The sequence below is a fragment of the Streptomyces sp. NPDC006476 genome (assembly GCF_040612015.1).
Taxonomy (GTDB): Bacteria; Actinomycetota; Actinomycetes; order Streptomycetales; family Streptomycetaceae; genus Streptomyces; species Streptomyces griseorubiginosus_B.
Map to the genome: position 1 here is coordinate 56,409 of NZ_JBEXPK010000028.1, position 20,892 is coordinate 77,300.

Annotated in this window: 11 protein-coding genes; 2 read left to right on the forward strand and 9 right to left on the reverse strand. The window is 71.2% G+C overall.

Annotated elements, in window-relative coordinates; translation table 11 throughout:
• Positions 1 to 34: 34 nt before the first annotated feature.
• The 6 genes from ABZZ74_RS29020 to ABZZ74_RS29045 all read right to left on the reverse strand — a co-directional run bounded on the left by ABZZ74_RS29020 (position 35) and on the right by ABZZ74_RS29045 (position 10,244).
• Positions 35 to 2,230 (reverse strand): glycoside hydrolase N-terminal domain-containing protein, encoded by a 2,196-nt coding sequence (locus tag ABZZ74_RS29020; protein ID WP_356769839.1) that lies wholly within the window; start codon positions 2,228 to 2,230, stop codon positions 35 to 37.
• Positions 2,227 to 4,197: a beta-galactosidase gene (locus ABZZ74_RS29025; RefSeq protein WP_356769841.1), complete on the reverse strand. Its 1,971-nt coding sequence runs from the start codon at positions 4,195 to 4,197 to the stop codon at positions 2,227 to 2,229. Before ABZZ74_RS29025 ends, ABZZ74_RS29020 begins: the two co-directional genes overlap by 4 nt.
• Positions 4,197 to 6,404, reverse strand: coding sequence for a 1,4-beta-glucanase (locus ABZZ74_RS29030; RefSeq protein WP_356769843.1), 2,208 nt, complete (start codon positions 6,402 to 6,404; stop codon positions 4,197 to 4,199). Before ABZZ74_RS29030 ends, ABZZ74_RS29025 begins: the two co-directional genes overlap by 1 nt.
• Positions 6,405 to 6,558: 154 nt before the next feature.
• Entirely contained in the window at positions 6,559 to 7,494 is a 936-nt protein-coding gene (locus ABZZ74_RS29035) for a carbohydrate ABC transporter permease (RefSeq protein WP_356769845.1), read from the reverse strand.
• Positions 7,491 to 8,525, reverse strand: coding sequence for an ABC transporter permease subunit (locus ABZZ74_RS29040; protein ID WP_356769847.1), 1,035 nt, complete (start codon positions 8,523 to 8,525; stop codon positions 7,491 to 7,493). The genes ABZZ74_RS29035 and ABZZ74_RS29040 overlap by 4 nt, the downstream gene beginning before the upstream one ends.
• 27 nt (positions 8,526 to 8,552) lie before the next feature.
• The gene (locus ABZZ74_RS29045) at positions 8,553 to 10,244 is read right to left on the reverse strand and encodes an extracellular solute-binding protein (RefSeq protein WP_356769849.1); all 1,692 of its coding nucleotides are present in this window, start codon (positions 10,242 to 10,244) and stop codon (positions 8,553 to 8,555) included.
• Positions 10,245 to 10,572: 328 nt separating this feature from the next.
• Between ABZZ74_RS29045 and ABZZ74_RS29050 the strand changes: the two genes are divergently transcribed.
• Entirely contained in the window at positions 10,573 to 13,407 is a 2,835-nt protein-coding gene (locus ABZZ74_RS29050) for a glycoside hydrolase family 3 C-terminal domain-containing protein (protein ID WP_356769851.1), read from the forward strand.
• A gap of 109 nt (positions 13,408 to 13,516) precedes the next feature.
• Here the strand turns inward: ABZZ74_RS29050 and ABZZ74_RS29055 are convergent, their stop codons facing one another.
• From ABZZ74_RS29055 to ABZZ74_RS29065, 3 genes are all read right to left on the reverse strand, one after another.
• On the reverse strand, positions 13,517 to 14,962 hold the full coding sequence (locus ABZZ74_RS29055) for an aldehyde dehydrogenase family protein (RefSeq protein ID WP_356769853.1): 1,446 nt from the start codon (positions 14,960 to 14,962) through the stop codon (positions 13,517 to 13,519).
• A 431-nt stretch (positions 14,963 to 15,393) separates the two neighbouring features.
• The gene (locus tag ABZZ74_RS29060) at positions 15,394 to 17,037 is read right to left on the reverse strand and encodes a PucR family transcriptional regulator (protein WP_356769855.1); all 1,644 of its coding nucleotides are present in this window, start codon (positions 17,035 to 17,037) and stop codon (positions 15,394 to 15,396) included.
• A 99-nt stretch (positions 17,038 to 17,136) separates the two neighbouring features.
• Positions 17,137 to 19,245, reverse strand: a complete 2,109-nt coding sequence (locus ABZZ74_RS29065; RefSeq protein WP_356769857.1) for an ATP-binding protein — start codon at positions 19,243 to 19,245, stop codon at positions 17,137 to 17,139.
• 239 nt (positions 19,246 to 19,484) lie between these two features.
• Here ABZZ74_RS29065 and gabT point away from each other — a divergent pair, with 239 nt between their 5' ends.
• A complete protein-coding gene (gene gabT / locus ABZZ74_RS29070; RefSeq protein WP_356769859.1) occupies positions 19,485 to 20,819 on the forward strand; it encodes a 4-aminobutyrate--2-oxoglutarate transaminase in 1,335 nt (444 codons plus the stop codon).
• Positions 20,820 to 20,892 lie beyond the last annotated feature (73 nt).

Consider the following 20,892-nt stretch of genomic DNA (forward strand, 5'->3'; position numbering starts at 1 on the left):
GTCCCTTCCATGGGTGGGGGGAAATTGCGGGGAGTTACCACGCCCCCAGGGTGAGGACGTGGTCTTCTCCGGCGACGAGGTCGAGCGGTCGCGCGCCGGAGGAAGTCCGGAGTTCGACGCGGTGGGTCCGGGTGGGGCGGATCACCGCGGTCGCTTCCTCGGGGTTCCAGGTGAGGTCGAGATCGGCTCCGAACCGGGTCCGGAAACCGAGGAGTTGGCCCGTCGGGCAGGCGGTCGGGAGGGCGGGCAGCAGGACCAGACGGTCCGGGGTGGACTGGACGAGCATCTCCAGGAGCACCGCGGGCAGGGTGTGCGCGGCGTCGGCGTTGTAGACGTCCCGGTTGGGGTAGTGCGCGCTCATCAGAGAGGTGTGGAAGAAGTCGCCCCCCAGGACCTGGCCGAGGGCGTGGGCGACCCGTTCCCCGTCGCGCAGGCGGGCGGCGATCAGGGCGTGGTGCAGATGGCCGTGCGCGGAGTCGTTCTCGGCGCCGCGCAGTTCGAGGGCGCGGTGAGCGGCCGCCGCGAGGTCCGGGGTGTCGTAGGGGTTGATCTCGTCGAGCGGCCAGACGCCGTAGAGATGGCTGAGATGGCGGTGGTCGTAGGAGTCGTCGAGGCCGGGCCAGGCCCATTCGGCGAGGGCGCCGTCCGTGTTGATCCGGTGCGGGGGCAGCCGCTCGGCGAGGGCACGCCACCGGTCGGCCTCCGGGGTGCCGGGGTGGTAGTCGGCGGCGGTGAGCAGGGCGTGCCGGGCGGCCGAGAGGTCCATCGCCGCGTTGATGGCGCCCCAGCTCCCGTTCGCGGGCCGGTTCTCGGGCGAGTAGGAGGGGACCACGACGAGATGGCCGTCCTCGTCGACCCGGTCGAGGAAGTCCTCGTAGAAGGTGGCCACCTGGCCGAGGGCGTGGGCGGTGTGCGGGTCGCGGGAGCCCTCGGTCTCGTCGTGGTCGACGAGCGGCTTGAGCAGCCAGTCGGCGCCGGCCGTCCACAGATGCAGCGGGTACTCACGGCTGAAGTGGTACGACAGCCCCGACTCGCCGTCGGTGTGGGCGGGCGCGACCACGCCCCAGGCGCCGAAGACCGTACGGGCGTTGACCGCCCAGTCCGCGAGCTGACGGTGGATCAGCGAGGCGTGGGCCCGCGTCACTTCGGGCAGCGCGGCGCCCGCCGCGGACGCGGTCTGGAGGTTGAGGTTGGCGTCGTTGGTGAAGGCGCCGGACCAGCCGGTGTCCCAGTCGCCGGTCCACAGCCCGGTCAGCCGGGGTGGGTTGATGCCGCTCGCGGAAAGCAGGTGGTAGCGGCCGGCGGCGAAGAGACGCTCCAGCAGGGCGGGGCTGTCGGGAAGGGACAGCAACTCCGACCCCGGCAGCGCGCGTTCGGCGGGATCGGCGCCGAGGTCGAGCGTCACGCGCTCGTAGGCTGTGCGGTGCAGGACGGTGTGACGGTCCAGGAGGACGGTGTACGGGTCCGCGGCGTCCGGCAGCGTGTCGCGCAGGGCGCGGGCGTGCGGGGTGGTGTCCAGCTCACCGGTGTGCCGCAGGACCCGGGTCAACAGCAGCACCGACCCGGCGCCGGTGATCCGGACCCCGGGCGGCGCGAGCGCCGTGCGGCCGCCCTCGGCCACGACGAGGGTGAGCCCGGTGTACGCCGTTTCGCTGCCGGGGTAGCGGACCCGCAGCGTGAGCAGGGCGCCCTCGGGGGTGAGCACGGCACCGTCCCCGACGGCGAGCCCGTGGGGCGCGCCGGGGAGGCGGTGGTCCAGGGCGACGTCGAGGTCGCCGCCGCTTGTGTACTGGACGATCACGTCGTCGGCCCGCGACACGAACACCTGGCTGCGCCGGGCCCCGCACTGCGTCTCGACGACGCCGGTCGTGAAGTCGACCGAGCGGCGGTAGAGGTGCGGCTCCTCGCCGGACGCCCTGCGCAGCCGTACCTGGAAGGCGGGATGGAAGGGCTGCACCCACTGCAGGTCCCGGCCGTCGGTGAAGGCCTCGGCGGCGCGCAGCTCGCCCGCGAGCAACCGGTCCTTCAGCAGCGGGAGCTGCGCGGCGAGCCGGGGCGGGCGCGCCTTCTCCCCGCCGTTCGGGCGGACGAGGGTGTGATGGGTGACGACGGTCCGCTCGTCGTCCGGATCGCCGAACACGAGGGCGCCGTGGTGGCCGTTGCCGCTGAGGAAGCCCTCCTCCCAGCGTTCTGCGGGGCGGGGTTCCCAGGTACCGTGCGTGATGGTCATGGGCGCAACACCACCACGCCGTACCTGCCGAGCGTGACATCGCCCCCGACTTTCACCCCCGTCAGCAGGTCCTGACAGCTGCCCGGCACCGGCACGGCCACCGATTCCCGCCCGTGGTTGAGCAGGAAGAGCAGGTCCCCGCGGCGGACCGCCTCGACCTGGTCCGGCAGACCGTCGAGGACGGGACGGACGCCCGCCCCGGCCGCGATCCCGGCGAGCAGGACACGCAGCGCGTGCGGCTCGGGGAGCGTGGAGACGTACCAGGCACGGCCGTTGCGCAGCACGGCGGGCAGGCCGTCGAGTTCCCCGCCCTTGTACACGGCCTCCACCGAGGCGTCCTCGGCGGGGTCGATCTCCTCCGACCACAGGGTCCCGTGGAACCGGTCGGTCTCGACCGTCTCGTCCTCGTCCAGCGGCCACCACTCGTGCAGCGTGCGGATGCCGAGCAGTGCGCGCAGCCGGGCGTCCATGCCGCCGGCGCGCACCCGGTCGTCCTGGTCGGCGACGCCGCTCAGGAAACCGCAGACGAGGGTTCCGCCGCCGCGGACGTACGAGAGGAGGTTGTCGATCGCCGCGTCCGTGAGGGCGTACGACTGCGGGACGACGACCAGCTGGTACCCGGTGAGGTCGTGCTCGGGGTGGGCGAAGTCGGTGGCGAGGTGGGCCTGCCAGAGCGCCCGGTGCCAGGCGGTGAGGAGCTGCGGGTGGTCGACCTTGGTGGAGAGCCGGCCCTCGTGGGAGGCGGCCCACCAGGAGTGCCAGTCGTGAAGAATCGCGATGTCACTGTCGGTGTGACTGCCCGCCACCTGGTCACCGAGCCGCGCGAGTTCGGCACCGATCCGCTTGATCTCCTGGAAGGTGCGCCCCTCCTCCCCCGCGTGAGGGACCATCCCGGAGTGGAACTTCTCCGCGCCCTGCCGTGACTGCCGCCACTGGAAGTGGCAGACGGCGTCGGCGCCGCGGGCGACGGCCTGCAGGGACCACAGCCGGTTGAGTCCACGCGGCTTGGGGTGGTTGACGCCCCGCCAGTTCACCGGCCCGGCCGCCTGCTCCATCAGCATCCAGGGACCCCGGGCCTGCGAGCGGGTCATGTCCTGTACGAGGGCGCCGTGTTGGGCGCCGAACGGGTCATGCGGGTCGGGATACAGGTCGACGGAGACGACGTCCTCCTCCTCGGCCCACCGCCAGGCGTCCTGTCCGGCCCACAGCGGCATGAAGTTGGTGGTGACCGGGATGTGGGCCGGGGAGTGCCGGCGGACGATGTCCCGCTCGGCGACGTAGCACTCCAGGAGCATGTCGGAGGTGAACCGCTTGAAGTCCAGCACCTGCCCGGGGTTCTTCAGATAGTGGGCGTGGCGCGGCGGCAGCACCTCCTCCCACGACCCGTATCCCTGGCTCCAGAAGGCGGTGCCCCAGGCGGAGTTGAGGGCGGCGAGCGTGCCGTACCTCGTCCGCAGCCAGTCGCGGAAGCGGGCGGCGGCCTCGTCGCCCCAGTCATAGGTGCAGTACTCGTTGTTGATGTGCCACATGGTGAGGGCGGGGTGGCCGCCGTAGCGGGCGGCGAGGTCCTCGGTGATGGCGGCGGCGTAGCGGCGGTAGACGGCGCTGGAGTGCGAGAAGTGCTGCCGTCCGCCCCACCACTCGACACGGCCGTCCTCGTCACGGGGCAGGGTCTCGGGGTGGAGGTGTCCCAGCCAGGGCGGCGGCGAGGAGGTCGGGGTCGCGAGGACGACACCGATGCCGTTGTCGTGCAGGAGGTCCATCAACCGGTCCAGCCAGCCGAAGTCCCGCTCCCCCGGCCGGGGTTCGAGCTTCGACCAGGAGAAGACGCCGAGGGTGACCGAGTTGACGCCGGCGTCCTTCATCAGCCGGACGTCCTCGTGCCAGGTCTCCTCGGGCCACTGCTCCGGGTTGTAGTCGCCGCCGAAGAGGATGCGGCCCCGGGTGGCGTCACCGAGCCCCGGCATCAGACGGGCTCCCCGTACTGGATCCCCCGCCCGTTGGTGGCGAGGTAGACCCGCCCGTGGATCCGGGGGTCACCGACGATGACGTCTCCGATGTACCCCCACTGATGCCGGTCGTCATTGATCCGCACCCAGGTCCTGGCACCGTCGTCGGAGCGGTAGACGGCGGTGCTGCTCTCGGTCGAACCCACTTGATAGACCGCCGGGTAGTCCGCCCCGTCGGCGGCCTTGCCGAAGCCGAGGGTGTACGAGGCCCAGCAGCTGTCGACCTTCGCGAAGGTGGCCCCGCCGTCGACGGACCGGAAAAGCCCGTTCCCCTTGGCGCTCAGCCACAGGTCACCGGAGCGCCCGGGCGCCGCGACCACCTTGAACTGACTGTCGCCGGAGGGCAGCCCGGTCGCACGGACGGTGAACGAACGGCCACTGTCAGTGCTGGCGAGTAGCGTTCCTGTATCGGTGTCGTACGCGTAGAAGAGCGTCGGGTCGGCCGGGTCGGCGACCGGCGTGGCGCCCTTCGGGAAGGAGGAGATCTCGGTCCAGGTCGTGCCGTTGTCCGCCGAGCGGTGGGCGGGGTACTTCGTGCCGTCCCAGTGCACGAAGGACCACAGCAGCACACTGCCGTCGGCGTTGGTGGCGATCGGCCCCGGTGCGTCGTGCGCGATGGAGGGCTGGCCCGCGAAGGGCGCCCAGGTGCGTCCGCCGTCGTTCGAGTACGCGCCGTTGCCGTTGTCACCCCAGCCGGTGCGCACCACGTACGCCGGCCTGCCCGCGGCCTGCGCGAGTCCCGTCGCCGACCCGAACACGGGGTTCGTCGCCATGCCGCGGGAGGGCGAGGCGGTGAGCCGCTCGTGGTACAGCACGCCGATGTCCCCGGACCCGCTGATCAGATGCGCCTCCCCGACCGGGGGCGAGATCAGCTGACGCACGGACGTCTCCTCCAGGCCCCGGATCCGCGGGGCCCAGTGGACGAGGTCCCGTGTGCCGTAGAGCGTCGCGCCGGTGCCGTACACGACATGCCGGGAGTCGTACGGATCGACGGCGACGGCCTGGATCCACCAGCCGAACTTCGGCTGCTCGGCGCCGAACGTGAGAAAGGGGGTTTCGGAGACGTCGAGGACCGCCTCGTCCTTGAGGGACGTCCAGCTGCGGCCGCCGTCGGTGGTCCGGTACAGGGTGTCCACGGCCGCCCACCGGTTGTTGGTGGAGACGACGACGGTCCCGGGACGACGGGCGTCGACGGCGACACCGCCGTACCCGAAGGTGTCGGCGGACCCGTCGCCGGCGGTCCCGCCGGGCTTCACGGGGGTGACCTCGGTCCACTTCCCGCTGGAGGTGGCGAGCTTGTGCACACTGCCGTTCGCCTGCCCGTTGGGCCCGGGCGCGTCGGCGTACGTCACGTACAACTCACGGGCGTGGCAGTCGTACGCGGCCCGGATCGGCACCTTGGCGGACGCGCCGGAGGGCTGATGGGGCACGGCTTCCCACGTGCTGCCGTCGGCGGTCCGGAAGAGGTTCGGGGAGGAGCCGTCTCCGTCTCCCCACCCGGCGTAGACGCAGCGCCCGACGGCGACGAGCAGGGTCACGCCCTGACCGCCCGCATTCGGGATGCCCGGGAAGGCGCTGACGGCCGCCCAGGTCGCGCCACGGTCAGTGGACTTCAGAAGCCCGTCGTGCCGCGTCCCCAGCCACAGCACGTCACTGTCCCGCGGATCGACGAGCAACCGCTCCCCCGCCCCCCGCCCGTCCTCGTTGGCACCGAGCTTCACGGTCAGGTCGCTGCGGCTCCAGGTCGCGCCCCTGTCCTCGGACCGCAGGACGGTGCCGTTGCCTGCCCAGGACTGCGTGTAGGTACCGAGAGCGAGATAAAGCCGCTCCGGGTGAACGGGATCGACGGCGATCGCCTCGACGCCCAGCAGATTCCAGTCGTCCCACCCGATGTGATCGATGAGGGGGATCCAGCGTGCGGCGCGATCGTCCCAGCGGTAGGCCCCGCCGATGTCGGTACGGGCGTAGGCGAGACCGCGGACCGACGGATGGAACAACACACCGGTGACGAACCCGGTCCCGCCGACAACGGCGTTGCGCCAGCGGTAGGAGGGGGCAGTGGCGCCGGCTCCGGCAGCTTGCGCACGGCCGGAGAGGAGCGGTACCGCGGCAGCGGCGGCGGTACCGGCGAGAACGGCCCGACGACTCATACGGGACGCGAACATGACACATACCTCGTTCTGCTTGTCGACGGTCTGGAGAGCGCGCCCAAGGGGGCGCGGGGCTGTATCGATGTGCGGCTCCGCCGCGTGGGCGCGACCAGCCACGACGAACCCGCAGCCGCCGTCAGACAACAGCCCCCACTTCAGTGGGCGCCGGTCACCCCTTCACCGCTCCGGTCAACATGCCCTTCTTGAAATGCCGCTGCACGAACGGCGACAACACAGCCACCGGCAGCAGCGCCATCACCATGACCGCCATCTGGATGGCAAGCCCGGACAGCTGACCGGTCCTGATGGCCTGCCCCAGCCCGACCGGCTGCTGCTGCCTCTGCACAAGCTGGATCATGACGTTCTGCAACGGCATCTTGTCCTGGTCGTTCAGGTAGAGCGAGGCGTTGAACCAGGCACTCCAGTACCCGACGGCGTAGAAGAGCGTGATCACCGCGAGGACGGCTCGTGACAGCGGCATCACGATCGTCCACAGGATCCGGAAGTCCCCGGCCCCGTCGATGCGCGCGCTGTCGATGAGTTCCTGCGAGATCCCCATGAAGAACCCGCGCAGGACCAGGATGTTGAAGACGCTCACCGCGCTCGGCAGGATCAGCGCGAGGTAGGAGTCCGTCAGGCCGACGGACTGCACCAGCAGATAGGTGGGGATGAGGCCGGCGCTGAAGAACATGGTCGCCAGCAGTGTCATGAGAATCCCGCGGTGGGCGAGCGAGCCGCTGCGGGACAGGCCGTAGGCGCACAGCACGGACACCGCCATGGAGAACAGCGTGCCGACGAGGGTGACGAGAACGCTGACCATCGTGGCCCGGGTGACCTGACCGCCGCTGAGCAGTTCCTGGTAGGCGATGAAGGTGATCCCCTTGGGCACGATCACCAGACCGCCCGCCTCGTCGATGGTCTTGCGCGAGGAGAGGCTGGTGACGACCACGATCCACAGCGGGAAGAGGACCGCCAGGCAGGCGAACGACAGGACCAGCCCCTTGCCCGCGAGGCCGGCCTTCGAGGGCTCCTCCTCCCACGCCGGGCGCTCGGCTGCGGCCCACCGGTTCGGCTTGCTCACTGGTTTGTCGATGACGGTGGTCATTTCTTGTACACCCCCTGCTCGCCCATGAGATGGGCCACCTTGTTCGCGGTGAGGACCAGGCCGATGCTGACCACGCCCTTGATCAGACCGGCGGCGGCCGCGTAGCCGAAGTCCTGGTTGCGTACGCCGTTCCACCACACGAACGTGTCGAGGACCTCACCCGCGTCCGGTCCGACGGCATCGCGTTGGAGCAGGATCTGTTCGAACCCGACGGTCAGGGCGTCGCCGACACGCAGCACGAGAAGCAGGGCGATCACCGGGCGCAGGGCGGGGAGCGTGACGTGCCACATCCGGCGCCAGCGGCCGGCACCGTCCATCGCGGCGGCTTCGTACAGGTCCGGGGGAACCGAGGCGAGCGCGGCGAGGAAGACGATGATCCCCCACCCGGCGTCCTTCCAGACACTCTGGGCGGTGACCAGAAGGGGGAAGGTGTTCGGGTCGGTCATGATGTCGAAGCCGTTGTAGCCGTGTTGCCGCAGCAGCTGCGAGAGCATGCCCGCGCCGCCGAACATCTGCTGGAAGACGGCGATGACCAGGACCCAGGAGAAGAAGTGCGGCAGATAGAGGACGGCCTGTGCCACGGCGCGTACCCGGGGCCGGACAAGGCTGTTGATGAGCAGCGCGAGCAGGATCGGGATGGGGAAGAACAGCACGAGCTGGACGATGAACAGCACCAGCGTGTTCTCTACGGCGCTCCAGAACGCGGAGTCCCCGAAGACCTGCTGGAAGTTCTCCAGTCCCACGAAGGGGCTGTGCAGGATGGAGACGATGCCGTTGTCGCTGACGTAGGGGTCGTAGTCCTGGAAGGCGACGATGTTGCCGAGGATCGGCAGGTAGTTGAAGACCAGGAGCAGCACGACGGCCGGCAGCGTCATGAGGAGCAGGACGCGGTCGCGCCGGAACCTGAGGCGCAGGCTCAGTTTCCCCGGACGTCGCTTCTCCCTGGATCCGGTGGCGTCAGCGGCCGCCACCGGGGTCTTCTCGAGCATGCTGGCCTCGGCACCGCTCCGAGGCACCGTGCTGTGGGACACGGCGGTACTCCTTGCCTCGGGGGCTGATCAGCTCGCGGCCGAGCCGTTCTCGTCGAGAAGCTTCTTGTACCAGTCGCGCAGTTTGTCGCCGCCCTTCGACTTCCAGTCGGCGATGGCCTGCTGCATGTCGCTGATCTTCTTGTGGCCGCGGACGATGTCGTCCTCGAGCTGCTCGAAGTTGTCGGCGAGGTTGGTGTAACGGTTCGGCTCGGCGACCTGCAGGCCCCAGAAGGACGACTTGCTGGTGAAGGAGCCCATCCGCTGCTGCCACTCCACCATGCCCTTGGTGTAGTCCGGGAGGTCGGGGTGCGCGATGGTGGCGGCCGGGCTGGCGACCATGACGAAAGCGTTGACGACCTCGTTGTTGCCCTTGTCGTTCTTGACGGGCACGCCGTTCTTGAGCGTGTAGTGGGTGCCCTCGACGCCGTAGTTGGTCATCATCCACTCCTTGGTGCCGTACGGCGCCGCGGTGACGTTGGCGACCGCCAGGACGTCGTGGATGACGGACTCGGAGGCCTTCTTGTTGACGAAGGCGAAGATGCCGGCCGGGTTGGCGGCCCACAGCTTCGGGGTGCCGCCGTCGTGGCCCCAGAGGTCCATGCCCCAGACCTTGAAGTCGGGGTTCTGGGTGATCTGGGAGGCCTGTCGGCCGTACCAGTTGGAGATGTCGTCGTTCCAGATCAGGAACTCGCCGGCGGCGAACAGGGGGGCGGGGTCGCCGATCTGGCTCTTGCCCAGCCGGAACTGGGGGTGGACGTAACCGGCGGCCATCAGCTTGCGCGCCCACTCCAGCGCTTCGAGGTACTCCGGGGTCTCGATGCGGTTGATCATCTTGCCGTCGACCACGGTCCAGCCGAGCGACTTCTCCCCGCCGCTGATCACCCCGAAGGTGTTGAAGGCGGTCCACTTCATGTCACCGCAGGCCCACCGCTTGGACTTGGGCCTGGTGATCTCCTTGCACAGGGCCGTGAACTCGTCGGCGGACTTCGGGACTTCGTAGCCCTCCTTGTCGAAGATGTCCTGGCGGTAGAGGGGCACGATGTTCTGGACGAACGGGGCGGGCATCGGCAGGCCCAGCAGCTTGCCGCCGAAGATGGACCGCTGCCAGGCGTCGCTGGGGATCGCCGCGAGGTTCGCGTACTCCTTGACCTTGTCCCCGGACAGGTAGGGACCGAGGTCGGCGAACTTGCCCGTGATGGCGCTGGGTATCCGGCCGGTCATGTTCCAGCCGGGGATCACGACCACGTCCGGGATGTCGCTGGAGGCGAGGACCGCGCCGAGTTTCTGGTCATAGGTGTTGCCGTCCTGGTTCCGCCACTGGACGTCGACGCCGATCAGGTCGTTCATCGCCTTGTAGTAGGGGTTGCCCTGCTTTGGCGGGGAGCCCCAGAACGGCGACATGACGGTGACCTTGCCGCCCTTGCCGAGCTTCGTCGGGACCGAGGTCTTGAGGTCGGCGATCGCGAGTTCTCGGGTGAAGCCCATCGCCGAGCCGTTCTTGGCCGGGATGTCGGGCGCCACCACGTTGCTGGCCACGTAGGCCGGAAGCAGTTTCCTCGCGTCCTTGCCCGAGGTGGTCCCGCCGCGCGAGCTGCTGTCCGACCCTCCGCACGCGGTCAGCAGCGGCATCCCGCCGGCGATCGCCGCGGTGGCGACCGCAGTCGAGGCGAGGAAGCTTCTCCGGCTCGGCCCGGAGGGGTAAGCGGCGTTCGGCGTCATTGCGTCAACCCTTCGTGGCACACCAGGACACCCGGCGGTGGCCGTCGGCTGCGGTGTCTTGAGTGGAACTGGCTGAGCTGAAGCGGTCCTTCGACGCAGTGCGAGTGCATTCGATTAGTCGAAGCGCTTCGATGTCGGAGTGAGGTTAGGTGAACGCCTGGGGGTGCACAAGGGTCGATTCCAAGATTCCTACGCTGCCTCACACTCGGCCTGTTTGCATATGCCGCATGAAGTAAACGTGCCCCTCTCTTGACACCCGCCCAGCCGTCGAATGAGCATCGAAGCGCTTCGAAAGCGCTCCGTCGCTCCATCGCAAGGGGACCCCCAAGTGACCGAACAGACGCCGCCCACGCCGCCGTTCCGCGATCCGCAGCTGCCGTTCGCGAAGCGCATCGACGACCTGCTGGAGCGGTTGACGCTCGATGAGAAGATCTCCTTCCTGCACCAGTTCGCGCCCGCCGTGGAGCGGCTCGGCATCGCCGCGTTCCGCACGGGCCAGGAGGCCCTGCACGGCGTCGCCTGGATGGGTCCGGCGACGGTCTTCCCGCAGGCCGTCGGCCTCGGCGCCACCTGGAACACGGACCTGGTGCGCCGCATCGGCGAGGCGGTCTCGAAGGAGACCCGCGCGATGCGTGCCCGGGACGACCGCGTGGGCCTCAACGTCTGGTCCCCGACGGTGAATCTGCTGCGGCATCCGCTGTGGGGCCGCAACGAGGAGGGCTACTCGGAGGACCCGAAACTGACCTCGGCCATCGCGACGGCGTACACCCGGGGTCTGCGCGGCGACCACCCGACGTACTGGCGCACGGCGCCGGTCCTCAAGCACTGGCTCGCCCACAACAACGAGACGGACCGCGCCACTTCGTCCTCCTCGGTGCGTCCGCGCGTCCTGCACGAGTACGACCTGCGCGCCTTCCGCGAGACGGTCGAGGCGGGCGCGGTCGCCGGGGTGATGCCCGCGTACAACCTGGTCAACGGCCGCCCCAACCACGTGTCGCCGTATCTGCGCGAGCAGTTGCGCACCTGGACGGAGGAGGAGCTGCTGGTCTGCTCGGACGCGGGGGCGCCCTCCAACCTCGTCGACTCCGAGCATTACCACGACAGCCACGAAGAGGCGACGGCGGCCGCGCTGCACGCGGGTGTGGACAGCTTCACCGATCACGGGACGGATCCCTCGAAGATCACCGCCCGGGTCCAAAAGGCCCTGGACCAGGGCCTGTTGACGGAGGCCGACATCGACACGGCCGTCCGCCGCCAGCTCTCGGTACGTTTCCGTCTCGGCGAGTTCGACCCGCACGACGACCCGCACGCAGGGACCCACGACTTCGACACCCCGGCGCACCGCGCGCTCGCCCAGGAGGCGGCCGAGCAGGCGATCGTGTTGCTGAAGAACGACGGTCTGCTGCCCCTCGCCCCCGACACCCGCGTGGCCGTGGTGGGCCTGCTGGCCGACGAGTGCAAACTCGACTGGTACAGCGGCACGTTGATCCACCGCTCCACCCCGCTGGAGGGTCTGTACGAGCGCTTCGGCGCGCACCGCGTGGAGTTCGCGGAGGGCGTCGACCGCGTCCGCCTCAGGACGTCGGCCGGCGCGTTCGTGGAGGTCCCCTCGGCCGACGCGGACGACGAAGTGCGCGGTGCGGAGGGGGCGTTGGACCCGGCCCTGCTCGCCGGCCGCACCGACCTGCCGCCGCTGACCACCGGTCCGGTCGGCACCGAACTCGCCCTGGTGGACTGGGGGGACGGCGTTCTCACGCTGCGGGCCCCCGACGGCCGTTACCTCTCGGTCGCCGACGACGGCCGCGTCCGCGCCTCCGCGGACCAGCCCGGCGGCTGGGTCGTCCAGGAGACCTTCCGCCTGGAACCCCACGAGAACGGTCACCCCCTCCGGCACCTCGGCACAGGTCGCCATGTCACTGTCGCCGCCGACGGAGTGGAGGTTGCCGAGGGGAATCCGGAAATCTTCGAGCTGGTCTTCGCCGAGCGCGGCGAGGAGGCCGTGCACAGGATCGCCGAGCAGGCGGACGTGGTCGTGGTCGTCGCCGGCAACGACCCGCACATCAACGGCCGCGAGACCGAGGACCGTACGACGCTGCGGCTGCCCGGCCACCAGGAACGCCTGCTGCGCGCGGCCCGCGCCGCCAACCCGCGCACGGTGCTGGCGCTGGTCTCGGCCTATCCGTACACCGTGCGGACCACCTCGCTCCCGGCGGTGCTGTGGACCGCGCACGGCGGCCAGGCGGCCGGCACCGCGCTTGCCCGGGTCCTGGCCGGAGACGTCTCTCCGGCCGGCCGGCTTCCGCAGACCTGGTACGAGAGCGATGCCGATCTGCCCGGGCTGCTCGACTACGACGTGATCGGCGGCCGGCAGACCTATCTGTACTTCGAGGGCACGCCACTGTTCCCGTTCGGACACGGCCTGTCCTACGCCGCCTTCTCCTACGGCGACCTGACGACCGGGGTGGCGGGCGACGCGCTGCGCGTCTCCTTCACGGTGACCAACACCGGCGATGTGACGGCCGACGAGGTCGCCCAGCTCTACACACGGGCCGTGGAGCCTACGGTGCCGCGTCCGCGGCGCGAGCTGCTCGCGCACCGCCGGGTCACGCTCGCGCCGGGCCAGCGGGCGGAGCTGGACTTCGAAGTCCCGCTGTCCGCCTTCGAGTTCTGGGACCTGGCGCGGGGCGGATGGCGACTGGAGCCGGGCCCGTACGACATCCTGGCGGGCGCCTCCAGCGAGGACGTCCGGCTGCGTACGACGGTGATCCTGGACGGTGAGCCCGGCGCCCCGCGGCCGGTGCTCCGACGCGGGCTGCAGGCGGCCGACTTCGACGAGCAGAGCGGGGCCGTCATCGTCGACCGGACGAAGGTGTCGGGCGACGCGGTGACGCCGGAGGCCGATCGGGTCGCCGAACTGCTCTACCGGGACTGCGACTTGGGGGACGGCGTCAGCGAGGTGCGGGTGACGGTGGCGGGCGAGGGTGCCGTCGAGGTGTCCCTGGACGGAGGCGCGGTGCTGGCCGTGCTCAGCCCGAGGACGCCCACCCCGGGGCCGTACGACTACACCACCCTGCGCGCCGGCATCGTCGCCGATGGCGTGCACGACGTGCATCTCAGGCTGCGCGGCCCGCTGCGGCTCGCGCGTGTCGGCTTCTCCGGTTGAGGGGCCGGGGAAGGCCGACGTGAGGAAGGGGCCCGGCACCGGAAGGCATCGGTGCCGGGCCCCTTCGGGGAGCCTATGTGAAAATGGTTCCCATTAACCGGGGTTCGGCTCAGAGGGCGAGCCCGGTCAGCACGAGGACACGCTCGTAGGTGTAGTCGTCCATCGCGAACTTCACGCCCTCGCGGCCCACGCCGGACTGCTTGGCGCCGCCGTACGGCATCTGGTCGGCGCGGTAGGAGGGGACGTCGCCGATGACGACGCCGCCGACCTCGAGGGCGCGGTGGGCGCGGAAGGCGGCCTGCAGGTCGTGGGTGAACACCCCCGCCTGGAGGCCGTACTTGGAGGAGTTGACGGCCGCGAAGGCCGCTGCCTCGCCGTCCGCCTTCTGCACGGTCAGGACGGGACCGAAGACCTCCTCGCAGGAGATGGTCACGTCGGCCGGAACGTCGGTGAGGACGGTCGGCGCGTAGGAGGCGCCGTCACGGTCGCCGCCGGTGAGCAGGGTCGCGCCCGCCTCCACGGCCTCCTTCACCCACGACTCGACGCGCTTGGCCGCGTCCTCGCTGACCAGCGGGCCGACGTCCGTCTTGTCGTCGCTCGGGTCGCCGGTGACCTGGGCCTCGACGGCGGCGACGATGCGCGGCAGCAGCCGGTCGTACACCGAGGCGTCGGCGATGACCCGCTGCACGGAGATGCAGGACTGGCCGCCCTGGTAGTTGGAGAAGGTGGCGATGCGGGTGGCGGCCCAGTCGAGGTCGGCGTCGCTCGCGTAGTCGGCGAGGACGACGGCCGCGCCGTTGCCGCCGAGCTCCAGCGTGAGGTGCTTGCGCGGCACCGAGTCCATGATCGCGTAGCCGACCTTGTCGGAGCCCGTGAAGGAGATGACCGGCAGCCGCTCGTCCTGGACCAGGGCGGGCATCTTGTCGTTGGCGACCGGCAGGATGCTCCAGGAGCCTGCCGGGAGCTCGGTCTCGGCGAGGAGGTCGCCGATGATCAGGCCGGAGAGCGGGGTGGCCGGGGCGGGCTTCAGAATGATCGGCGCACCGGCGGCGATCGCCGGGGCGATCTTGTGGGCGCAGAGGTTGAGCGGGAAGTTGAACGGCGCGATGCCGAGGACGACGCCCTTGGGGAAGCGGCGGGTCAGCGCGAGCCGGCCCTGGCCGCCGAGGTCGGTGTCGAGGCGCTGGGCCTCGCCGCTGTTGAAGCGCCGGGCCTCCTCGGCGGCGAACCGGAACACGGAGACGGCACGGCCGACCTCGCCGCGCGCCCACTTGATGGGCTTGCCGTTCTCGGCGGAGATCAGCCGGGCGATCTCCTCGGTGCGCTCCACGAGACGGCGGCTGACGTGGTCCAGGGCGGCGGCACGGACGTGGGCGGGGGTGGCGGCGAACTCGTCGCGCACGGCGTACGCGGCGGCGACGGCCTCCTCGACCTGGGCGTCCGTCGGCACGCTCACCCGGCCGACCACGTGGCCGTCCCACGGGGAGGTGACATCGACGGTGTCCTCGCCGGTGACCTGGCGGCCGGCGAGCCAGAAGGCGGTGGTGGAAGTCATTGCGGGATCCCGGCCCTTCCGTTGGGGTGTACAGGGGGTTCGCGTCCACGGTAGGCCGCGGCGGGCGGGGGTGCGTTTGTCCGGCGTGTAGTGGTCGACCGGGCAGGTGCGCCTCTTTGGCGAGTCCACGGAGCCCGGCCGGGGACGCGTCCGGCGGCCAACGGTCGACCAACCGCGCACGCCTCATCGCCCAGTCCGCGGATCTCCTCGACCGCGCCGAGCAAGGGAGCGCCCGGCAGACAACGGTCGACCAGCCGCGCACGCCTCATCGCCCATCCCTCAAAGCGCCGGACACGAGTGCCTCCGACAGGCAACCGTCCACCAACCGCACACGCCTCACCGGCCAGTCCGCCGATCTCCTCGACCGCGCCGGGCATGAGTGCCTCCGGCGGGGAGCTGGCGATCAGCCGCGTGTCCTTATCTCCGGCTCCCTACTCCGCCGACGTCGCCTTCAGCGCCAGCCACAGCTCCATTCGTACGTCCGGGTCGTCCAGGGAGCGGCCGAGGATTTCCTCGACTCGGCGCATGCGGTAGCGCAGGGTGTGGCGGTGGACGCCCAGGTCGGCTGCCGCCGCGTCCCACTGGCCGTGCCGTGACAGCCAGGCCCGCAGCGAGGCCACCAGGTCGCCCCGGCCGGTCGCGTCGTGCTCGTACAGCGGGCGCAGCAGGCCGTCCGCGAAGGCCTTCACCGCGTCGTCGGCCAGCAGCGGCACCACGGAACCGGAGGCCAGCTGCTCATGGGCCACGTACACCCGCCCCCGCCGCCGGGCGACCGACAGCGCCTGCTCGGCCTGCTTGTAGGCCGCCGCCACGGCGATCGGGCCGACCGGCGCCGACACGCCGACGACCAGTTCGTCCTCGTCGCCGCCCATCTGCTCCCGGGCCGCCCCCGTCCGCGCGGCCTCCAGGCCCGCCGCGAAGTCCGCGCAGGCCGCCAGAACCGCGCCCTCGTCGGCCGCGAGCACCATCAGCCGCTCCCCGTCGGGTACGACCAGCAGGGCCTCCCCCGCCCGCGCGGCGGCGGACTCCGCGGCCTCGGCGAGCGCGGCCAGCGGATCGGCGCCGACGGCGTCGGTCCCCGTTCTGGCCGTCTCCAGGTGCGCGTGGGAGTCGACGCTCATCCGGACGGCCGGGGCCGACTCGGCGACGATCATCCGGAAGGGAGCGTCCAGGAGCCCTCCGTACAGATCCCCGGCCACGGTTCGCGCGTGGTCCGGCTCCCCGGCGAGCAGCATCCGCAGCACCGCCACCCCGATCCGCTGCTCGGCGGCGCGCAGCGAGCGGGACCTCTCGGTGGTGAGCGTCAGCAGGGCGATCGCCGAATGGACCGCGTACCGCTCGGCCGTGCCGAGCGCCGCTGCCGTCCCCACCGCGAGCGCGGCCCGCGGCCGGCGTCCCGTGCCGAGCGAGTGCAGCTCGACCCGGTCCTCGTTGTCCGGGCCGCCGACCACCGAGGACGCCGGGGCCGGGCGCTCCCGCAGCCGTTCCACGTCCGCCGTGAGCCGCGCGGCCCGCCGCCCCGCCCACTCCGGCGCGGTCGCGACGACGGCACCGGAGGCGTCGTACAGTGCGGCCCAGCCGTCGACCTGTCCGGCGAGCGCGGCGAGCAGTCCCTCCGGGCCTTCGGCGAGCGCCTGCCTGGTCAGTTCCCGCTGGGCGGCGAAGCCGGCCGTGACCGCCCGGTACTGGTCGGCCGCGATCGCGGCGGACACGGCCTTGCTGATGGCGAGAAACGGCGTGCGGCGCGGCACCTCCAGCAGCGGCAGCCCTTCTTGTTCCGCCGCGTCGACCAGCGCCTTCGGGATCTCCTCGTAGTTGACACCGACCGCGAAGCCGAGTCCGACGACCCCGGCGCCCACCAGCCGCTTCACATACCGCCGCATCGCCTCCGGGTCCTCCGCGTCCAGCTTCAGCGCGGTGATCAGCAGCAGCTCACCGCCCTCCATGTACGGCACGGGGTCGGCGAGCTCGCTGACGTGCGCCCAGCGGACAGGCACGTCCAGCCGGTCCTCGCCCGCGCGCACGGTCAGCTTGAGCGCGGAGTGGTGGACGAGCGAGGCGAGGGTCGGGGGCATCGGGCCTTCAGGTCTGTGTGGGCAGCGTGATCCCTGTGATCACTTGGCCGCCGTGTATGAACAGACTATGCCGATTCCGCCACACCGTACGATCCGGTTTCAGCCCCTGAGGTCCACCAGCAGCGGCGGCGCGTGCTCCCCCTTCACGTTCGTCAGGGACAGCACCGCGTGGCCCGGCGGCACCCCGTGCGCCAGCTCCGACGCCGACCAGCGCTCCCGCTCCACCTGACGCACGGTCACCGCGCGCTGCGTGGGCGCCTTTCCGGTGATCACCCGGCGCAGTATGTGCAGGGCCTTGCCGGCCGGTGTCTCGGCGATGATCTGCCGGTCGGTGACGTCCCGCGCCTCGATCCACTCCTTGCCCCACACCTCGGCGAAGTCCTGCCCGTCCCAGGGGGTGAGCCCGGACAGCGCCATCCGGCAGCCGACGGCACCGAGCAGCGGACCGCGCAGGGGCCTGGCCACGTCGTCCAGCGTGCGCAGGGTCAGCACGACGCCGGCGTTCCCCGACCGCAGCCGCTGGATGCCGCGCACCGCCTCCGGGGTGACCACGCCCGTCGCGTCGTCCAGCACCAGACAGGCGAACAGCGACCGGTCCTCCCGTACCGCCACGCTGGCCGTGAACTGCGCGAGCACCAGCCGCGCCAGCATCCGGGAGGCGTCCGCGTGTCCGCGCTCGGGCAGGTCGATCCGCACCCGGACCGGGTGGTCGAGGGCCTTGAGGGAGAACGGCTTGGACTGACCGGAGGTGTCGAAGAACCCGGCGAAGGCGGGCCGGTCCAGCAGCGCCACCCGGTCCGCGAGCACCGCCGCCACATCCCCCGGATGCCCCGACTGCCGCTCCCGCGCGTCGAGTTCGCGGATCAGCGACTCCTGCCCGGAGCCCTGCAACGCGGTGCGCAGCTCGCGCAGCGGCTCGGGCGCGCCGTCGAGCAGCCGGCGCAGCTCGGGTACGGAGGGGAAGCGGCCGTGGACCGCCCGGAACGGTCCGAGCAGCTGGGCGAGCACGGTCGTGGACCGCCGGCTGTCGCTGCCCGGGTGCGGATCGGCGAGGTCCCCGACCAGCGCCTCGGCGAGCACGGCCGCCGCCTCGTCGGGATCGGCGCTCCCGCCGTACAGGTCCAGGTCGTACTCCGACTCCGGGTTCCCGATCCGTACGACGACGTCGAACGCGTCGGCCGGTCCGAGCCCCGCGCCCGCCGCGCCGACCACGACGACCGCGGCCCGTCCGGCCAGCGCGTGCAGGCACAGCGACTCGGCGAGCGGGCGCACCACGGTGCCGGTCTTGCCGGAGCCGGCCGGGCCGACGGCGAGCAGGGAGGTGCCGAGCAGTTCGGTGCCGAGGCCGAGCCCGGCGCCGCGGTAGGCGTAGGGGTTGCGGGGGTCGTCGGCGGTGGTGCCCAGCCGTACCTGGCCGGTGAGCAGGTCGTGGCGGGCGATCCGGGTGGGCAGGTCGCGCTCGCCGGAGGGGTGCAGACAGGCGGCGGCGCCGTCCTTGAGCACGGCACCGGTGAACGTGGCGAGGTTGAACCGGCCGCTGCGCACGCCCTGCCAGGCCCTGACGATCCGCGCGTGATCGACGTCCCGCATCCTCCCGGCACGCGCCTCGGCGGCGAGCCGCTCGGCGGCGTCGACGGCTCCGGCGGCACGCAGCTGCGGCCACTCGGCGGGGTCGTGGTCGGGGGCCGGCGGACGCTCGGTACGGGGAGCGGTCTTGCCGCGCCAGGCGGACGGGCCGTAGCGGCGCCAGATCTCGCTCCAGCGGCCGAGCCTGCCGACGGCCAGCATGATGATCAGGGCGATCACCACGTAGTAGGCGTAGACGACCACGACCGAGGCGAAGCTGTGCGGCTCGGCCCAGGAGTCCGGGATCATCGCGTAGAGCGGCAGCAGCCACCAGCCGCCGAGGTAGCCGTTCCACAGCAGCGACCAGACGAGCCAGCCGACGAGGAAGGCGATCAGCGCACCGCTGATCAGCTGGCGGGCGGGGATGAGCTCCGGTTCCTCCTGCGCGCGGGGCTTGTGCCCGAACCGCCACACGCCGGGCAGCGCCTCCGGGCGTGGCGCCCGCAGCCAGTTCAGGAACGCCGAGCTGTCCGGTGGCGGCACCGACGGCGCCCGAGAGGGCATCGGCGGCACCGCGGAGCGTGCCCGCGGCACAGGATTCGCATGCGTCTCCCGCGCGTCCCGCGTCCCGTCGCTGTCCATCGCCCTCGCTCCCTGACCAGCCGCTTCCGTCCACCTTCAGCGGTCAATCTAACGCCCTCACCAAGGGAGTTCACCGATTGCGCGGCCGAGCGGGCCCGGGTGCTCCCGGATGCGCCATGTCCACCGCGGACAACCCGATCCGCCGACAACGCCCACATGGAGCATGCCCACCCCCCGCTCCCCGTCCTAGCCTGCGAGAAAAGAAGGCAAGAAACCGCAATTCCCCCCAGGAGCCCCTCATGAGCGACCTTCCGCAGGAGCGCCGCGTCGTCACCGCCATCCCCGGCCCGAAGTCGCAGGAGCTGCAGGCCCGCCGTACCGCCGCGGTCGCGCTGGGCGTGGGCTCCGTGCTGCCCGTGTTCACCGCGCGCGCGGGCGGCGGGATCATCGAGGACGTCGACGGCAACCGGCTGATCGACTTCGGTTCCGGCATCGCCGTGACGTCCGTCGGGGCGTCCGCCGAGGCCGTCGTACGCCGGGCCTCCGCCCAGCTCGCCGACTTCACCCACACCTGTTTCATGGTCACCCCGTACGAGGGCTACGTGGAGGTCGCCGAGGCCCTCGCCGAGCTCACCCCGGGTGACCACGCGAAGAAGTCGGCGCTGTTCAACTCGGGCGCCGAGGCCGTCGAGAACGCCGTGAAGATCGCGCGGGCCTACACCAAGCGGCAGGCCGTGGTGGTCTTCGACCACGGGTACCACGGGCGGACCAACCTGACGATGGCGCTCACCGCCAAGAACATGCCGTACAAGCACGGCTTCGGGCCGTTCGCGCCCGAGGTGTACCGGGTGCCCGTGGCCTACGGCTACCGCTGGCCGACCGGTCCGGAGAACGCCGGTCCGGAGGCCGCCGCGCAGGCCATCGACCAGATCAGCAAGCAGGTCGGCCCGGACAACGTGGCCGCGATCATCATCGAGCCGGTGCTCGGTGAGGGCGGCTTCATCGAGCCGGCGAAGGGCTTCCTGCCGGCGATCCGCAAGTTCGCCTCGGACAACGGCATCGTCTTCGTCGCCGACGAGATCCAGTCCGGCTTCTGCCGCACCGGCCAGTGGTTCGCGTGCGAGGACGAGGGCATCGTCCCGGACCTGATCACGACCGCCAAGGGCATCGCCGGCGGGCTCCCGCTCGCCGCCGTCACCGGTCGCGCCGAGATCATGGACGCCGCGCACGCGGGCGGGCTGGGCGGTACGTACGGCGGCAACCCCGTTGCCTGCGCCGGTGCGCTGGGTGCCATCGAGACCATGAAGGAGCTCGACCTCAACGCCCGGGCGAAGACCATCGAGTCGATCATGAAGCCCCGGCTGACCGCCATGGCCGACAAGTTCGACGTGATCGGCGACGTCCGCGGCCGTGGCGCCATGATCGCCGTCGAGCTGGTCAAGGACCGTACGACCAAGGAGCCGAACCCGGAGGCGACCGCCGCGCTGGCCAAGGCCTGCCACCAGGAGGGCCTGCTGGTCCTGACCTGTGGCACCTACGGAAACGTCCTCCGCTTCCTGCCCCCGCTGGTCATCGGCGAGGACCTGCTCAGCGAGGGTCTCGACATCATCGAGCAGGCCCTCGCACGGATCTGAGACACAGGGAATCCGCAGCTCACGCACGGGAAGCCGGTCTCTCGCGCCCCAGCCGTCCCAGCCCTTTCGAGCG